The organism is Mycobacterium sp. IDUB_21, from assembly GCF_055419425.1.
The window spans coordinates 133,477-149,598 of the sequence record NZ_JBVAXQ010000006.1; the positions used below are offsets into that span (position 1 = coordinate 133,477).

At 67.4% G+C, this 16,122-nt stretch carries 15 protein-coding genes and 1 pseudogene; 10 read left to right on the forward strand and 6 right to left on the reverse strand.

Annotation, left to right across the window (positions count from 1 at the left end):
- Nucleotides 1-18: 18 nt before the first annotated feature.
- From ACZYY4_RS11415 to ACZYY4_RS11425, 3 genes are read right to left on the reverse strand one after another with little or no spacing between them, the layout of a single operon-like run.
- Nucleotides 19-525: a TIGR04338 family metallohydrolase gene (locus ACZYY4_RS11415; protein ID WP_463810100.1), complete on the reverse strand. Its 507-nt coding sequence runs from the start codon at nt 523-525 to the stop codon at nt 19-21.
- Nucleotides 522-1,283, reverse strand: coding sequence for a DUF2786 domain-containing protein (locus tag ACZYY4_RS11420; RefSeq protein WP_463810101.1), 762 nt, complete (start codon nt 1,281-1,283; stop codon nt 522-524). Before ACZYY4_RS11420 ends, ACZYY4_RS11415 begins: the two co-directional genes overlap by 4 nt.
- 45 nt (nt 1,284-1,328) lie before the next feature.
- Nucleotides 1,329-2,168: an alpha/beta hydrolase gene (locus ACZYY4_RS11425; RefSeq protein WP_463810102.1), complete on the reverse strand. Its 840-nt coding sequence runs from the start codon at nt 2,166-2,168 to the stop codon at nt 1,329-1,331.
- Nucleotides 2,169-2,215: 47 nt separating this feature from the next.
- Between ACZYY4_RS11425 and ACZYY4_RS11430 the strand changes: the two genes are divergently transcribed.
- The 4 genes from ACZYY4_RS11430 to ACZYY4_RS11445 all read left to right on the forward strand — a co-directional run bounded on the left by ACZYY4_RS11430 (nt 2,216) and on the right by ACZYY4_RS11445 (nt 6,121).
- On the forward strand, nt 2,216-2,959 hold the full coding sequence (locus ACZYY4_RS11430) for a glucose 1-dehydrogenase (RefSeq protein WP_463810103.1): 744 nt from the start codon (nt 2,216-2,218) through the stop codon (nt 2,957-2,959).
- A 68-nt stretch (nt 2,960-3,027) separates the two neighbouring features.
- On the forward strand, nt 3,028-4,152 hold the full coding sequence (locus tag ACZYY4_RS11435) for an NDMA-dependent alcohol dehydrogenase (protein WP_463810104.1): 1,125 nt from the start codon (nt 3,028-3,030) through the stop codon (nt 4,150-4,152).
- Nucleotides 4,153-4,176: 24 nt separating this feature from the next.
- A complete protein-coding gene (locus ACZYY4_RS11440) occupies nt 4,177-4,899 on the forward strand; it encodes a pirin family protein (protein ID WP_463810215.1) in 723 nt (240 codons plus the stop codon).
- A gap of 133 nt (nt 4,900-5,032) precedes the next feature.
- Nucleotides 5,033-6,121 carry a phosphodiester glycosidase family protein gene (locus ACZYY4_RS11445; protein WP_463810105.1) on the forward strand — a complete coding sequence of 363 codons (1,089 nt, stop codon included), beginning with the start codon at nt 5,033-5,035 and terminating at the stop codon, nt 6,119-6,121.
- A 30-nt stretch (nt 6,122-6,151) separates the two neighbouring features.
- On the opposite strand, the gene ACZYY4_RS11450 is transcribed toward ACZYY4_RS11445, so the two are convergent.
- Both ACZYY4_RS11450 and ACZYY4_RS11455 read right to left on the reverse strand, forming a co-directional pair.
- Nucleotides 6,152-6,775, reverse strand: a complete 624-nt coding sequence (locus ACZYY4_RS11450; protein ID WP_463810106.1) for a flagellar basal body-associated FliL family protein — start codon at nt 6,773-6,775, stop codon at nt 6,152-6,154.
- Between the two features lie 87 nt (nt 6,776-6,862).
- Complete coding sequence (locus ACZYY4_RS11455) at nt 6,863-7,456, reverse strand: hypothetical protein (protein ID WP_463810107.1); 594 nt, start codon at nt 7,454-7,456, stop codon at nt 6,863-6,865.
- Between the two features lie 358 nt (nt 7,457-7,814).
- Here ACZYY4_RS11455 and ACZYY4_RS11460 point away from each other — a divergent pair, with 358 nt between their 5' ends.
- The 5 genes and pseudogenes from ACZYY4_RS11460 (at nt 7,815) to ACZYY4_RS11480 (ending at nt 13,336) form a co-directional block, all read left to right on the forward strand.
- Nucleotides 7,815-8,684, forward strand: a complete 870-nt coding sequence (locus tag ACZYY4_RS11460) for an MlaE family ABC transporter permease (RefSeq protein WP_463810108.1) — start codon at nt 7,815-7,817, stop codon at nt 8,682-8,684.
- A 1-nt stretch (nt 8,685) separates the two neighbouring features.
- A complete protein-coding gene (locus ACZYY4_RS11465) occupies nt 8,686-9,543 on the forward strand; it encodes an ABC transporter permease (RefSeq protein WP_463810109.1) in 858 nt (285 codons plus the stop codon).
- Nucleotides 9,544-11,187, forward strand: coding sequence for an MlaD family protein (locus tag ACZYY4_RS11470; RefSeq protein ID WP_463810110.1), 1,644 nt, complete (start codon nt 9,544-9,546; stop codon nt 11,185-11,187).
- A complete protein-coding gene (locus ACZYY4_RS11475; RefSeq protein ID WP_463810111.1) occupies nt 11,184-12,278 on the forward strand; it encodes an MlaD family protein in 1,095 nt (364 codons plus the stop codon). Before ACZYY4_RS11470 ends, ACZYY4_RS11475 begins: the two co-directional genes overlap by 4 nt.
- A 4-nt stretch (nt 12,279-12,282) precedes the next feature.
- Nucleotides 12,283-13,336: pseudogene (locus ACZYY4_RS11480) on the forward strand (MCE family protein).
- A gap of 11 nt (nt 13,337-13,347) precedes the next feature.
- Here the strand turns inward: ACZYY4_RS11480 and ACZYY4_RS11485 are convergent.
- On the reverse strand, nt 13,348-14,577 hold the full coding sequence (locus ACZYY4_RS11485; RefSeq protein ID WP_463810216.1) for an IS110 family RNA-guided transposase: 1,230 nt from the start codon (nt 14,575-14,577) through the stop codon (nt 13,348-13,350).
- A gap of 371 nt (nt 14,578-14,948) precedes the next feature.
- On the opposite strand from ACZYY4_RS11485, the gene ACZYY4_RS11490 reads away from it, so the two are divergent.
- Complete coding sequence (locus ACZYY4_RS11490; RefSeq protein ID WP_463810217.1) at nt 14,949-16,091, forward strand: MCE family protein; 1,143 nt, start codon at nt 14,949-14,951, stop codon at nt 16,089-16,091.
- Nucleotides 16,092-16,122 lie beyond the last annotated feature (31 nt).

The following is a 16,122-nucleotide window of genomic DNA, read 5'->3' on the forward strand; positions in this document are numbered from 1 at the left end:
GGCGTAACAACGACTGCACTACCGCACGCCCTCTTTGGCGAACACCACGCGCAGCACGTAGCCCAACTCGGGGCCCATCACCAGCTCGGCCAGCTCGCAGAACGTGGCGACGAACTCCCGTCCGTGCGGCGGCCGTGCGTCGCACAGATGGTGCGCAATCTCGTGCAGTACCACCAGTTCCCGCAACGCCCAGCCCACGCCGCGGCGGTCCGGGACGGCGATAATGCCTGCGCCGTCAAGAATTTCGTAGTGGGCGGCGGTGGTACCTCGGCGCGCGCGCACGGTCAATTCCGCCGCATCCGGCCAGCGATCACGAACGGACGGCAGCACCAGTACGTCGTCGATGTAGCGCTGCACCGCCGCCACCGAACCGAAGCGGGCCTCTGGCGGAAGCGTCAGCGCGGTGCCGAAGAAATCGATGTCGCCCGATCCGCGTTCGGCGGCGCGCTCGAACAAGGTGCGCACGAAGACTTCCGCGGCGTAAACCTTGGCGCGCTGGGTGTCGCGCTCGGGACGCTCGCTCACCGCTCCAGCGCGGACCGCGCCACCGACAGCTCGGTATCGTCGCCCAGCCGAGCTCGCCGGCCGGCACGATCGCCGGCCCGCCGCGCCGCCGACGAATAACCCGCCGAAGCGCGGGCAGCCCGCCAGGTGCCGCGTGCCTGCGAAGCGCCGCGGTAGAAGTCGGTGAGTTCGATTTCCTTGTTGCGCAACGCGATCGCGGTTCCCGGCGGACGTCGACGGTCCTTCTCGGCATCACGGCGGGTCTCATCGCGGGCCTCGGCCAGCCGCTGGCCGACCCGGGCGCCGAATGCCAGGTGGAAATTCAGCCGGGCAGTGATGGTCGGAGTAGGCCGATGCGCCCCGGTGGCGATATAGACGTCCGAGGACCGGACCATCTGGACGACCAGGCTGGCGTAGAGGGCATGCGTGGCATCGATGTCCTCGGCGAAACCATAGGCGTAGACGAACGTGGAGTTCGACGCCACGTCGCAACGCACGTCGTTGGCCGCGGCGATTCCCACGAACAGCTGCACGTAGGTCCGTAGGCCCCGGGCACCGGGTGATCCGATGGTGATGGTGCGCTGCACCGGCGCGGTGGCCGCCGTCCGGGTGGCGGCGTGCGATCGCGCCACCGCGAGATCGATGGAGGTCGCAGTCGCCAGCCGCTGCGCCGCCGCCATGAACGCTTCGGCTTCGTGCGCGTTGTCGGTGCCTTCGGCCTGGCGCAGCAGGGCGGCGATGCGCGCCAGCATCTTGTCGTCGGTTGCGGCACTACTCATGGCGGCCACGCTAACCGACTCCGGCGACAGCGCCCCGACGGTTATTCACAGGCGCGCGTCGATCCAGCCCACCACGTCGTCGAGCACCAGCGCGCGCTCGGGTTCGTTGAACACCTCGTGGTACAGACCCGGATACACGGTCAACCGCACGTCGGAGGAGCCCACCCGCCCCGCCAGCCGTTTGCTGCCCTCGGCGGGAATCAGACCGTCGTCGGCTCCGTGCACCACCAGCAGCGGTGCCGTCAGTGCCGGCGCCCGCGACGGCATGGTCTCGCCGACCTTGATCAGCGCCCGCGCCACACCGGCCGGCACCCGGCCGTGGTGCACCAGGGGATCGTTGTCATAGGCGGCCACCACCGCCGGATCGCGTGACACCAGGCTGCTGTCGAGCTTTTCGACCGGCAGCCTGGGTGCGACGGCACCGAGCATCTTGGCTACGACCGCCAACAGCGGCGAAACCGTGTCCACCATGTCCACGGCGGGCCCGGACAACACCATCAGCTGGTAGTCGTCGGGACGGTCGACCCCGTAGCTGAACACGATCGCCCCGCCCATGCTGTGCCCGAGCACCACCCGCGGCAGCCCGGGGTGTTCCCGGGCGCCGATACCGGCGAGGGTGTGAAAGTCGCCGGTGTACTCCGACATGTTCCGGCACAGCACCCGCTTGCCCCCGGAGCGGCCATGCCCGCGATGGTCCAGCGCATAGGTCACCAGTCCGGCCTCGCCGAAGCGCGCCGCGACGTGGTCATAGCGCCGGGCATGCTCACCGAAGCCGTGCGACAGCACCACCACGGCGCGAGGGTCGGCCTGCGGTGTCCAGGTGTCGTAGACGATCCGCACTCCCTGAACGCCGTCAAAGGCTCGTTCGGTGCGGGTCACGGCCATCAAGGCAGCGTAACGGGCAAACACCACGCCCAGTAACCTGAGGCGCCATGGGACGAGTCGAGGGCAAGGTTGCGCTGATCAGCGGCGGCGCACGGGGCATGGGCGCAGCACATGTGCGGGCATTGGCCGCCGAGGGCGCGAAGATCGTGATCGGCGACATCCTCGAGGAGGAGGGCACCAAGCTCGCCGACGAGCTGGGCGCTGACACCGCACGGTTCGTCCGTCTCGACGTCACCCAGGCCGACCACTGGCAATCGGCCGCGCAGACCGCCGTCGCGGAGTTCGGCAGTCTGGACGTATTGGTGAACAACGCCGGGATCGCCAAATACAACACCCTGGAGAATTTCGACCTCGTCGCCTGGCAGCAGGTTCTCGACGTCAATCTGACTGGCACCATGCTGGGCATGCACGCCGCCGTCGCTCCGATGAAATCCGCCGGCGGCGGTTCCATCATCAACATCTCCTCGGTGGAGGGGATGCGCGGCTCTGCCGGCCTGTACGGCTACGTGGCATCGAAGTGGGGGGTGCGCGGCCTGGCCAAGGCCGCCGCCCTGGAACTGGCGCCGCACAACATCCGGATCAACAGCGTGCTGCCGGGCCTGATCCGCACCCGGATGACGATCGCCATCCCCGACGACGCGCTGCAGATTCCGCTGGGGCGGGGTGCCAAGTCTGCGGAGGTGTCCACCGCGGTGCTGTTCTTGGCATCGGATGAGTCGGCCTACATGACCGGGGCTGACCTGGTCATCGACGGCGGCCTGTCCGTAGGGATTCCGCACAAGACCGGCTAGCCCGTTGTTTCCCCAGCTCAAGGTATTGATCGAAGTGCCTTCTGGAACGTGTTCTATGATGGCCGGTCATGAAGACCAAGGGCGCATTGTTGTGGGAGCTGAACTCGCCGTGGCGGGTCGACGAGATCGAGCTGGGCGACCCCGTTGACGGCGAAGTCCAGGTGCGGATGCACGCCGCGGGGATGTGTCACTCCGACTATCACCTGACCACCGGAGCCACCCCGATGGCCCTGCCGGCGCTGGGCGGCCACGAGGGCGCCGGCGTCATCACCAAGGTCGGCAAGGGCGTCACCGGTCTGGAAGAGGGCGACCACGTCGTGATGGCCTTCATCCCGGCCTGCGGCAACTGCCCGCCGTGTATGAAGGGCTTCCGATCACTGTGTGATCGCGGGGCGGTGCTGCTGGGCGGCAAGGCCATCGCCGACGGCACCAACCGGATCCACGCCGGTTCGCGGGAAGTGTCGGCGATGAACCTGCTCGGCACGTTCGCGCCGTACGCGACCTTGCACCAGGACTCGGTGGTCAAGATCGACAAGGATGTGCCGTTCGAGACCGCGGCGATCATGGGCTGTGCGGTGCCGACCGGGTTCGGTTCGGCCACCAATGTCGCCGAGGTCAAGCCCGGCGAGACCGTGATCATCATCGGTGTCGGCGGTATCGGCATGAGCGCCCTGCAGGGTGCGGTGCTCTCCGGTGCTCGCCGCGTCATCGCGATCGACCCGGTGGCGTTCAAGCGCGACCAGGCCGTCAAGTTCGGCGCTACCCACGTCTACCCGTCGATGGCCGAGGCGATCATGCCGGTCATGGAGGAGACCTGGGGCCTGATGGCCGACAAGGTGATCATCGCCGTAGGCGACATGAAGGGCGAGTACATCGAAGAGGCGATGATCCTGACCGCCAAGACCGGCACCTGCGTGGTCACCGGCATGGGATCCATGGTCGACGCGGACGTCAAGCTGAACCTGTTCCTGTTCACCATGTTACAGAAGACGTTGAAGGGCAACATCTTCGGCGGCGGAAGCTCGCACATCGAGACGCCCAAGCTGGTGGGTCTGTACAAGTCCGGGCTGCTCAAGATCGACGAGATGATCACCACGACTTACAAGCTCGAAGACATCAACACTGGCTACCAGGACATGGTCGACGGCAAGAACATCCGCGGCGTCATCACCTTCGACGAATCGGACTGGTAACGCTAGCCTGGGCTTGTGCCTCTAGTGCCTGATGCGCCTGATGTGCGACGGGCCGCTGACCGGGCGGTCACCCGCGCACCGTGGCTGAACTCGCGGCATTCGTTCTCGTTCAACGACTATTACGACCCGGACAACACCCACCACGGGCTGCTGCTGGTCAACAATGACGACATCGTGGCACCCGCAGCCGGGTTTGACGCTCACCCGCACCGCGACGCCGAGATCGTCACCTGGGTGCTGTCCGGCGCGTTGAGCCACCGCGATTCGATCGGCAACGCCGGGGTGATCCGTCCCGGGCTGGCCCAGCGGATGTCGGCAGGCACCGGCATCCAACATTCGGAGAAGAACGAGTCGGCCAGTGAGCCGGTGCATTTCGTTCAGATGTGGATCATGCCGGACACTCCCGGTCACACCCCCAGCTATCAGCAGCAGGAGATCGGCGACGCGCTGACGGGCGGGGACCTCATCGTCGTCGCCTCCGGCACCGACCCGGCCGCCGCGATCACCATCGGCAACGCCGGCGCCACGCTGTACGCCGCCCGACTGCAACCCGGAGACAGCGTCGACCTACCCGACGCGCCGTATGTGCACCTGTTCGTCCCGCTGGGCCGGGTCGATCTGGAGGGCACCGGTGAGCTGGATGCCGGCGACGCGGTCCGATTCACCGGTGGCGGCGGTCAACGGCTCACCGCCTCCACACCGTCGGAAGTCTTGATCTGGGCGATGCAAAAACGGTTGGGCGGCTGATCACTCACCGCCCCCTGGAGATAACCGATCCGCCACCGACGCAGCACAGTCCGATCACGGCACGCTACCCCCACGGTTTCTGTGGCTAGCCTGGGAACTTGGTGTCTCCCACCCGGAGCCGAAGGGGCAAACAATGTTGACTCCAGTGGCTTTCGTGCGTCGGCTGGCGGCCGGCGCCACCGTGGTGCTGCTCTGCGCCACCCTGGCGATCGGCCCCGGCGTGCCGACCGCGCGCGCCGCCGCCCAAGACCAGTTGGCCGCCGCGATCGCCCGCACCCCGGGCTCCTACCTGGTCTACAACTTCGGCGGCGGGCATCCCGCCCCGATGCTCAACGCCGCCGGCGACTGGTACGAGATGTCCGGCGGCGGGCACCTGGTCGTGCTCAAGGCGGCCTCGCAGCGCATCGACCCGCACCTGCTGGTCGACAGTCACAGCGGTGTTCAGAGCCGCTGCGAACGCGATCCGCGGGCCCGCACCGGCGAGGGGTTGATGCAGGCCTCCGAGCTGTATACCCCGCTGCAGGCCTGGCAGGCGCTGGGCCGGCCGATGGTGGCGATCAACGCCAACTTCTTCGACATTCGCGGCCAGCGCGGCGGATCCTGGCGGACCACCAAGTGCAGTTCACCGCTGGGCGCCTACGTAGACAACACCCGCGGCAAGGGCCGGGCCAACGTCGCGGTCACCGGCACCATCCCCTACGCCGGCAAGCAGGGACTGTCCGGCGGCAACGAGCACTGGTCGACGCTGACCACGATGATCCTGCCGACCCGTGGTGCACCAGCTGTGTTGTGGCCGCGCGGCGGCCGCGACGGCGGAGACTACGACGCGGCCGGGCCGACGGTCGCCGGCCTGGTGGAGCGCGGAGACCGATTCGTGGCGGTGAGCGGGTTGGGGCTGCTGGCGCCCGGCGTCACCGGACAACTCAATGACGGCGGGCCGAGCGCGGCGCGCACCGCCCTGGGCTATTCCCGGGCCAAGGACGAGATGTACATCTTCCAGGGCGGCCACTACACCCCGGACAACATGCAAGATCTGTTCCGCGGCCTGAACAGCGATCACGCCGTCCTGCTCGATGGCGGTTCGTCGTCGGCGGTCGTGCTGCGCCGCGACGCCGGTGGCATGTGGACCGGTGCCGGTGTGCCGCGCGGCTCGTGCGACACCGCCCAGGTGCTGTGCGACGCTCACGAACGCGCGCTGCCCAGCTGGTTGGCGTTCAACTAGCCATGCTCAGGCGGCGGGCCGCCGCCATGCTCAGGGCATGTCGACCTTGGCGGCCAGCCAGCGGCCGTTCACCTTCTCCATGGTCATCACGATGCGACTGCGGTCGATCTTCGCCTCCGGCGCGGCCTTGTTGCTCACCGACTGATCCACGAACAGGATCACCTCGACCTTGTTCTTGGTGGCGGATTTGACCGCCGCGTCGATGACGGTGCCGTGCGCGGCAGCCTTGTTCTCGATCAGTAGCTGGCGGAGCTGTTCACTGGACGCGGCGTACATGTCCTTGAATTCGCCGGTTGCCCCGTCGAGTACCTCGGCGAAATTCTTGTCGATCGCACTGGGGTCCACACCGGTCAGCACCAGGGTGTACTTCTCGGCAGTGTCGAGAGCCTGAGCGGCGGCCACCGCACGCTGATGGTGGGCGAACAGCAGCCAGCCCTCGTAGGCGACCCCGATCAGGCCCAGCGCCAGCACCGCAGCGGCGATCCACCGCCGGCGACGCGGACCCACCTGGGGACCGTCAGCCTCATCGGCGGCTTCGCCGGGCTGCGGTTCGTCAGTGACGGCCTGGGGCCCGTCGGTGTCGTCGGTGGCCGCCGGCTCGACAGTGTCGTCGGCGACTTCGACCTCATCGGTCGATTCCCGCTCCTCCGACACCTCGAACTACCCTCCCCTGGTCCGAGCTGGCCGAGCCGTTCGGCCGCATGGCACCACGAACCTACCGCAAGCCGCGGCGGTGGGCGCTCACGTGCAAGCCCCGGAATTCCGCAACGCGTTACCCCACCCGGCGGCGGAATCGATATGGGGACGGGTGAAGCCCGACGGCTGCTTCTTGCGCATGTTGTCGGCGATGCGGGACAGCTGGAACAGCACACCGGTCAGCTGTTCGCCGCCGTAGATCGGCGAATAGGGGCCGTAGTTGTCGGGGGTATTGCGGATCGTCAGCGGCTTCAGCCGCGGGCCCAGGAAACCCGTCGACCGGTCGATATCGGCCAGCACCGCATCGGCCTGCGACTGCACGCCGGTGTAGCCGTCGTGATGCTCGTCGAGGTTGCGGTTGAAGTCGTTGATCCGCCCCATCAACGGATCGAACTGCGCGTTGAACCACTGGCACGAATCCGACATGCCGCCGATCATCTCGGGCGTGACTTGGTAGGTGAAGGTGTTGTAAGGCCAGAAGTCCATGTGCGGCGACCAGTCGGTGGGCGCGGGCGTGAAGCCTGGAAGCGCCGGTGACTGGTCGGGGTCTGCGACGGCCGGACCGGGCGCCGCGAGGCCGGCGGCTACCGTCGCGCACGCGGCTACCACCGCGGCGGCCCGCGCCCACCTCTGCCGCATCAATACCCTCCCCGCGCTCGGCTTCGTCAGGGTCGAGTATCGCTACCGGCACCAATTCAGCGGGCCTGAATCCGCGAAATCGGTGCTACCGGTGAGTAACCCGCCCATAACCCGAGTCATGTTGCCCGAAGTGCCATGCCGGGGCATCGTGTCCGACATCATTGCCGGATGAAAGGCGGGGCGGACTTCCTATGGGCTCCATAGAGCTTGTCTTGCCGCCAATTTCGCGGTTTAAATTCCCCGTGCTGGGGATTGCTCGATTCCTCTGGTCGGAAATCGTCGATTCTTACCCCGCAGTAAGAACCGTGGCTAGCATGTCCGCCATGCATCCTCGGCGCAAGCGCACAACCGGCGGCCGATGACCACCCAGGGCGAACGTGAATTCGCCGACGAGGTGCCGCTCGACGGGGTGGCCGCCGTCCAGGACTGGACCGTCGGCTACGTCAACCGCCATCCGCTGGCATCGCTGACCACGGTCGGCGAGCAGTGCGTTCTAGCGGTGCGCACGGTGCAGTACTTCTTCGCCGACCTGTTCAGCGGCCGGTTTCAGTGGGGCGAGTTCGTCCGCCAAAGCGCGTTCATGGCCAACACCGCGGTGCTGCCGACCGTCTTGGTGGCGCTGCCGATCGGGGTGACACTGTCCATCCAATTCGCGCTGCTGGCCAACCAGGTCGGTGCGACCTCACTGGCCGGCGCTGCCGCCGGGCTGGCCGTCATCCGGCAGGCCGCCTCACTGGTGGCGGCCATGCTGATGGCCGCCGCGGTCGGTTCGGCCATCACCGCCGATCTGGGCTCCCGCACCATGCGCGAGGAGATTGACGCCATGGAGGTGATGGGTGTCTCGGTGATCCGCCGCCTGGTGGTCCCGCGGTTCGGTGCGGCCATCATGATCGGAGTCGCCCTGACCGGGATCACCTGTTTCGTCGGCTTCCTGGCCAGCTATCTGTTCAACGTCTACTTCCAAAAGGGCGCGCCCGGAAGTTTCGTGGCGACCTTCTCCTCGTTCGCCACCACCGGTGACATGGTCGTCGCGCTGATCAAGGCGGTCATTTACGGCGCGATCGTTGCGGTGGTGTCCTGCCAGAAGGGGCTGTCCACCCGGGGCGGGCCGGCCGGCGTCGCGAACTCGGTGAACGCGTCGGTGGTCGAGTCGATCCTGGTCCTGATGATCGTCAACGTCGGCATCAGCGAGCTCTACAACGTGCTGTACCCGCGGACGGGGCTCTGAGATGACGGTCTCCCCGTATGTCCCGGCGATTGCGCGGCCGCTGCTGCGCGCCTACCGGACGGCATCAGGCCCAACCATGCGGCTGGGCCACATGCTGGTCTTCTTCGGCCGCGCCGCGGCCGGTGTGCCGACCGTGCTGCGCCACTACCGCAGAGAGTTCCTGCGGCTGCTGTCCGACATCGCCTGGGGCAACGGTTCCATCGTCGTCGGCGGGGGCACCGCCGGGGTGGCCGTGGTACTCGGTTTCACCGCCGGCGCGCTGGTGGCGATCGAGGGCTATAACTTCTTGAATCTGCTCGGCCTGGGTCCGGCGACCGGCATCATCTCGTCTTTGGTCAACACCCGCGAGTTGGCGCCGATCATGGCGTCGATGGCTTTCGCCATGCAGGCCGGCTGCCGATTCACCGCGCAGCTGGGCGCGATGCGGATCGCCGAAGAGATCGACGCCCTCGATGCGATCGCGATCCGGCCGATCCCGTTCCTGGTCACCACCCGGTTGTTGGCCGCAACCGTCGCGGTGATCCCGTTGTACGTGGCCTGCCTGGCGATCACCTACCTGACCTGCCAGGTGGTCACCGGCATCATCAGCGGTGGGTCCATCGGCCCGTACCTGCATTACTTCACGATGATGCTGAGCGGCAAGGACATCGTCTTCTCGGTGCTCAAGTGCGTGGTCTTCGTGTGGCTGGCCTCCACCGTGCAGTGCTACTACGGGTTCTACGCGTCCGGCGGACCGGAAGGCGTCGGTGTGGCCGCCGGCCGCGCCATGCGGGCCAGCATCACGATCGTGATCATGGTCAACATGCTGATGACGATGGCGTTGTGGAGCATCGACGCCGGCGCAAGGTTCGGCGGTTGAATGGGCAATTCCCTCGACACCGACGGGCGCGGCCCCTCCGAACCCCAGCTGCTGGGTGCCGGGATCGCCGTCCTGCTGGTGATCGCGCTGGCCACCGCGGGCCTACTGGCCAAGTCCACCGGCGCGCTCAACAGCTACGTGCGGGTGGTGGCCGACCTGATGAACGTGGGCGACGGGCTGCCCGCCCAGTCCGACGTCAAGTACCACGGTCTGCTGGTCGGCAGCGTCACCGACGTGATCCCGGCTGCCTACGGCAAACCCAACTACGTGCACATCAACCTCAAACCCGACCACGCCAAGGACATCCGGACTTCGGTGACCGCCCGGGTGGTGCCGTCGAACGTCTTCGCGGTGTCGTCGATTCAGCTGGTCGACGCCGGCGCCGGCGCCGGCTCCGCGATCCGCGACGGCACGCACATCGCCGAGAACGGTGAATTGTCGACGGTGATCTTCCAGACCACGGTCTCCAAACTGCGCGACATCCTGGCCGCCACCGGCCGCGGCCGCGAGGACCACAGCCTGGGCATCCTGGCTGCCGTCGGTGCGGCCACCGACAATCGGCGCGTCAAGCTGCTCAATGCCGGCGCACACATGTCCCGGCTGCTGGATCAGCTCAACGGCATCGTCGCCACCGAGCCCGGGCCCTCGACGGTCTCGGCGTTGCTCGACGCCACCCACGGTCTGCAGGCGACCGCCCCGGACCTGGTCGACGCACTGCACCAGGCGGTCGAGCCGATGCGGGCGTTCGCCCAAAAGCGCGCCGAGTTGGCCTCGCTGGTCGGCGGCGGCCAGCACACCGTGGGCGTCGCGCGCGAGGCGTTCGACAACCACATCGACCAGCTGATCCGGATCACCCACGACCTCACGCCGGTGGTGGGGGTGCTGGCCAACCACGCCGAAAAGTACGTCCCGATCTTCACCCGGGTCAACCGGCTGTCCGACAAGTTCTTCGACCAGCTCTACGATCCGCGGTTGATCACCGGGACCCTGCGCGCCAACCTGTCCTTCACCCCGCTGCACACCTACACCCGCGCGGACTGCCCGCAGTACGGCGAACTGAAGGGACCGAGCTGCTTCACCGCACCGATGATCTCGGTACGGCCCGAACTCCCCGAGACGATGCTGCCGCAGAACTACCACTTCCCGGCCGGCCTGGAACCACCGGCGGGTACCGAGATCGGCCCCGACGGGAACCTGCGTGCCGTCGGGCCGCCGCTGATCAACCCCGATCGCAGCCTGGCGGACACCAACCCGCCACTGCCCTGGTGGACCGGGCCCTTCCCGCGAGTACCCAGCAACGCCGACCCGCTCGACCCCGCGCCGCCACCACCGGCGAGCCCTCCCATCCCGGCCCAACCGCACGCCCCGGAGTGGCAGCCGCCGGCGCCGGTTGCGCCCGCATCGTCCTTTAGCGGCGCAGTCGGGTCGGTCGGTCCCGCCGCCTTCGGCGGCAATGTCGGTCCCGCTGCCTTCGGCGGCAATGTCGGTCCGGTCGGCAGCCAGACCGAACGCGACCAGCTCGGTGTCATCACCGGGCAGCGTCAGCCGGCATCGGTGGCCACCCAGCTGTTGCTCGGTCCCCTCGCGCGGGGCAACGCGGTGTCGTTCGCCCCGGCCCCCGCAAGCACCGGAGGGCAGAAGTGAAATGCCGCGGTCCCGTGATCGGACTGTCCCTGTTCATGGTCGTCGCGATGGTGCTGACCTGGCTGGTCTACGCCACTCTGCGCCGCGATGTGGCCGGGGCGACGACCCCGTACGCGGCGGTGTTCACCGACGTCTACGGGCTGCGCGAGGGCGACGACGTCCGGATGGCCGGGGTGCGGGTGGGCCGGGTGGAGAAGGTCGAACTGGACGGGGAGCCGGCCGGCCCCCCGAAAGCAAAAGTCTCGTTCATCGTCCAAAGCGACCAGAAGCTGTACGGCAACACGGTCGCGTCGGTGACGTATCAGAACATCATCGGCCAGCGGTATCTCGGATTGTCGCTGGGTTCCCACGGCAGCACCGAACTGCTGCCCCGCGGGAGCGTGATCGGCGTCGAGCACACCGAACCGTCCTTCGACGTCGGCGCCCTGCTCAACGGCTTCAAACCACTGATGTCGCTGCTCAATCCCAAGCAGGCCGACGATCTGACCCGCGGTGTGCTGCAGTCGCTGCAGGGTGACCAGGCGTCGATCACCGCGCTGGTGGACCAGTCGTCGACGTTGACCGCGACACTGGCCGGGCGCGACGAGATGCTGGGTGGTCTCATCACCAGCCTGAACAGACTGACCGGCACCATCGCCGGACAAAACGACCAGCTCGACCATGCGCTGACCCAGGCCCGCATCGCGGTAGCAGACCTGGACTCGCGCCGCCCGGCGTTGCAGTCCTCGGTCGGGTCGCTGGCCCAGGTGACGCGGCAGCTCTCGCGGATCGCCGACGAGGTCTTCCCGTCCCTGGAGGAGATGATCAACCGCGAGCCCGGTTTCACCAAGCACATGGCCGGCATCGAACCGCAGCTGGCGTTCACCGGGGCCAACCTGCCGCTGCTGCTCAAGGGCCTGGGCCGGGCGTTCGGGGAGGGCGCCTACGGCAACGCCTACCTCTGCGACCTGAACGTCGCCGGATTCTTCCCGGGCCTCAACGACATCACCACGATCATCGTCAACGCGGCGACCCCCGGCAATGCTCGCCCGATAACCCAGAAGAACCTGGCCTGGCACACGCCGAAGTGCAGGAACACCGTCGATGGGTAACGCGATGACGTCACGGCCCGGCACCTTCTTCCGCCAGCGGCGGGCGCGGCCGCTGGAGTCCTACAACACCACCTGGCTGGGGTTCGGGGCACTGGCCGTGGTGGCTGTCGTGGTGGCCGCGGCGCTGTTCGTCAAGGTGCTCGGCGTCGGCTATACCCGCTACACCGCGGAGTTCGCCCAAGCCGCCGCGCTGGCCCCCGGCAACCCGATCGTGGTCGCGGGCATCGAGGTGGGCCGGGTAGCGAGCATGCGGCTCGCCGGTGACCACGTCGAAGCCGGCCTGACCGTGCGCAACGACATCGGGCTGGGCAAGGACACCCGGGCGAAGATCCAGGTGATGACGATCCTCGGGTCGCGGTATCTGAAACTGGAGCCCGCCGGTTCCGGCGCACTGCCCGGCAAGCGGATCAACCTCGCCCACACCGAGGTCCCCTACTCGCTGGAGTCGCTGCTGGAGGACGCCACCACCACGTTCGACCAGGTCGATTCCGACCAGTTCGGGCAGTCCCTGGCCGTGCTCGGCCAACAACTGAGCGGACTTCCCCCCGGTGATTCCGCAAGCGATGGCCAATCTGCACTCGCTGGCCAAGCTCACCGCCGATCGGCGCGATCAGCTCGGCACCCTGCTCGCCAGCACCCAGCGGGTGGCCAACACGCTGCGCAACCAGCAGACGCACCTGGGAAACCTGGTTGATCAGGGCCAGGACTTCATCGGGGAACTGGTGGCACGGCAGAACACCTTCCACGCCATGCTGGCTGCGCTGACCAACCTCACCGGCAATCTGAACAACGTCGTGGTCACCGACCGGTCGATGCTCGACGAGATGCTGATCAACGTGCGGGCGCTGTCGGACATGCTCGGCCAGCACGACGACCTGTTGCGCAGCCTGATCCAGTCCGCGCCGCCACCATTGCGGGGTATCACCAACGCCACCGGCTACGGCCCCGGTATCGAGTTCTTCGCCGGCAACGGGATCGCGATCGACTCGTGGATGTGCGCCATCAGCGGCCGCGCCAAGCAGTTCGGCATGATCGAGTACTTCAAGGACTGCAAATGAGAAGCCCTGTGTCAAGCCACCTGTTTTTGGTCCTGCAGGAGGCGCTGGAGAGCGCGGTGTGTGGTGGGGTCGTAGTCGACCCCGTCTCGCCAGCAGTGCCAGATGATGGTGAGCCAGGCGCGGGCGAGGATGCGGACGGCGTGGGGATGGTCATGGCCGCGGGCTCGGGCGCGTTGGTAGAGGTCGGCAGCCCACGGGTTGGCTCGACGAGAGTCGCCGGCGAAGTTGCAGACGGCGTCGCGCAGTTGTTTATCGCAGGCCCAACGGAAGCCGACGGCGCGGATCTTGCCGGACTGGCGGGTCGAGGGCGCAACTCCGGCCAGGCATGCCAGCGATTCGGGGGTGGGAAACTTGGCGCGGCAGTCGCCGATCTCGGCGAGCAGTCGGGCAGCGCGGACGCGGCCGGCGCGGGGCAAGCTGGTGAAGATGTGCGCGTCGGTGTGCGCGGCCAGTTGGGTCTCGATCTCGCCGGTGATGGCCTTGATCTGTTCGAGCAAGCTGGTGAGCACGGCGACGTAGGCGCGGGTGATGGCGGCGTGCGCATCGGCGTCTGCGCCGGTGAGGCCACGGGGTGCTGCGACGAGCCGCGAGTGCAGAACTGCCGGGTCGACTTTGCCGGAGTAGCCGACACTAGACAACCACTTGCCCAGTCGGGTCGGGCTGAGCCAGTCGGCCTGGTTCTGGGTGGTGAAGCGGGTCAAGAACTTCAGGCTGATCGAGCTGTCGATGGCGGCGAACAGTCCGACAGCGCCGGGGAACACGGCGCGCAGGTGCGCCCGCAGTTGGTTGGCGGTGCCGACCCGATGAGCAATGAGATCACGGCGGGCGCGGCAGGCGCGGCGCAACGCCACGGTGGGCGCGGTGTCGGGGACCAGCGCGCGCAGTCGGACGCGGTCGGTGCGCAGTGTGTCGGCCAGCACGAACGCGTCGAATCGGTCGTCTTTGTTGCCGGCCGACCCGTAGCGGCCGCGCAGATTCTTGATCTGGTTCGGACTGATGATCACCACGGTCATCTCGGCGGCGAGCAGGGCGTCGACGACCGGGCCGTCCGGACGTTCGATTGCGACCTCCCGACAGCCGGCACCGGCCAGCACGTCGATCAGTTCGGCCAGCCCGGCCGCGGTGTGCTCGACGGTGTGCCGCAGAGCTTCCCGGCCGCGGGCGTCGACGACCGATACCGCGTGATCGTCGCGGGCCCAGTCCAGGCCCCCGGTCACGTCGTTCGGCGGTGTCTCGGGCAATTGGGTAATTGGGGTAGTGCTGGCAGACTTCACGTCAGCCTCCTCGCTGCTAGCTCCAGTGGGGAGGCGCCCACTTGTGGTGCCGGTGGCGCCGGAACGTGGCTGCCGGTTCGCTCACTGATCGGCGCTCGCAGCACGCGGCCTTGGCGCTCAGCCCTGTCGACGGTCCGCACGTCCCGGGCAACCGCCAGATCTCGCAGATCTCATTTTGGACATCAACCGTGTCAAGCGAGCCGGGCGATGACCTGGCGGCACCTCGGGCGCATCACCGACCCATCCAAGACCAGTGACATAAGGATGGTGCACCAGTGAGCGCGCCACCGACCGTCGCCGCCGACGATCCGATCGAGGAGCCGACAGACACCGTCGCGGTGCCGCGCCGTTCGGCGCCGACAGTCACCCCCACCGGCCGGCGCCGCGTCACGGCGCTGATCTCTGCGCTGATCGCCGGGGCACTGATCGTCTCCGCCGCGGCCGCCTACTACTTCAACCCGTTCGGCGGTCATATCACTGTCACCACCCAATTCGACAGCGCCGCAGGGCTTTACGAAGGCAATGTGGTCGCGGTGCTCGGGATGCCGGTGGGCAAGATCCGCAAGGTCACTCCGAAGGGCGAGTACGTCGAGGCCGAATTCACCGTCGACCGCGGCGTGAAGATCCCCGCCGACGTGCGCGCCGTGACCATCAACACCTCGATCCTGACCGCACGGCAGATCGAGCTGACCCCGGCGTATGCGGGCGGTCCGGTGCTGGCCGACCGCACCACCATCGGGCTGAACCGCACCCGGACGCCGGTCGCGTTCGATCGGGTGCTGGACATGCTCGACAAGGTCTCCAAATCGCTCGGCGGCGACGGCAAGGGCAACGGGCCGGTGGCCGACGTGATCAACGCCGGCGCCGACATCGCCGACGGCAACGGCGAGAGGATCAAATCAACGCTGAGCGAGTTGTCACGGGCCCTGCAACTCAGCTCCGACCGCGGCGAGACGACCGGCGATCAGCTGACCACGATCATCACCAACCTCAGCTCGCTGATGGACGCGGCGGCCCGCAACGACGCGAAGTTGCGTCAATTCGGCTCCACCACACGCCAGTTGAGTCAGATGCTCGCCAACGAGGATTTCGGGACCGGGCGCACCGGCCGCAAGATCAACGAGATCGTCACCCAGGCGACGTCGCTGCTGCAGGCCAACCGGGACAACCTCAAGCATGCCATTCTCAACGGCGACACCGCCGTGACCACCCTGGTGGACAAGCAGCGCGACCTGGCAGAACTCCTCAACCTGCTGCCGATGACAATGGAAAACCTCTATAACGCCGTCGACACCAACAACGGGGCGGTCCGGCTGCACGCCCTGGTGGACAAGATCCTCGTCGACAGCCAAAGCACCAAGGAGCTGTGCAACATGATGCACCTTCGACAGTTGGGTTGTGGCACAGGAACTCTGGCCGATTACGGCCCCGACTTCGGTCTGACGTATGTCCTCGACGGCCTCTCGATGATGGGGCAGTAGACGTGGCGGCGCGCAACAGGCGGACAGCCAA

What these genes read in the sequence shown, in the direction of transcription:
- ACZYY4_RS11420 (WP_463810101.1), bottom strand. Translation starts at nt 1,283, where the DNA reads ATGAGTAGTGCCGCAACCGACGACAAGATGCTGGCGCGCATCGCCGCC.
- ACZYY4_RS11425 (WP_463810102.1), bottom strand. Translation starts at nt 2,168, where the DNA reads ATGGCCGTGACCCGCACCGAACGAGCCTTTGACGGCGTTCAGGGAGTG.
- ACZYY4_RS11430 (WP_463810103.1), top strand. Translation starts at nt 2,216, where the DNA reads ATGGGACGAGTCGAGGGCAAGGTTGCGCTGATCAGCGGCGGCGCACGG.
- ACZYY4_RS11435 (WP_463810104.1), top strand. Translation starts at nt 3,028, where the DNA reads ATGAAGACCAAGGGCGCATTGTTGTGGGAGCTGAACTCGCCGTGGCGG.
- ACZYY4_RS11445 (WP_463810105.1), top strand. Translation starts at nt 5,033, where the DNA reads ATGTTGACTCCAGTGGCTTTCGTGCGTCGGCTGGCGGCCGGCGCCACC.
- ACZYY4_RS11455 (WP_463810107.1), bottom strand. Translation starts at nt 7,456, where the DNA reads ATGCGGCAGAGGTGGGCGCGGGCCGCCGCGGTGGTAGCCGCGTGCGCG.
- ACZYY4_RS11460 (WP_463810108.1), top strand. Translation starts at nt 7,815, where the DNA reads ATGACCACCCAGGGCGAACGTGAATTCGCCGACGAGGTGCCGCTCGAC.
- ACZYY4_RS11465 (WP_463810109.1), top strand. Translation starts at nt 8,686, where the DNA reads ATGACGGTCTCCCCGTATGTCCCGGCGATTGCGCGGCCGCTGCTGCGC.
- ACZYY4_RS11470 (WP_463810110.1), top strand. Translation starts at nt 9,544, where the DNA reads ATGGGCAATTCCCTCGACACCGACGGGCGCGGCCCCTCCGAACCCCAG.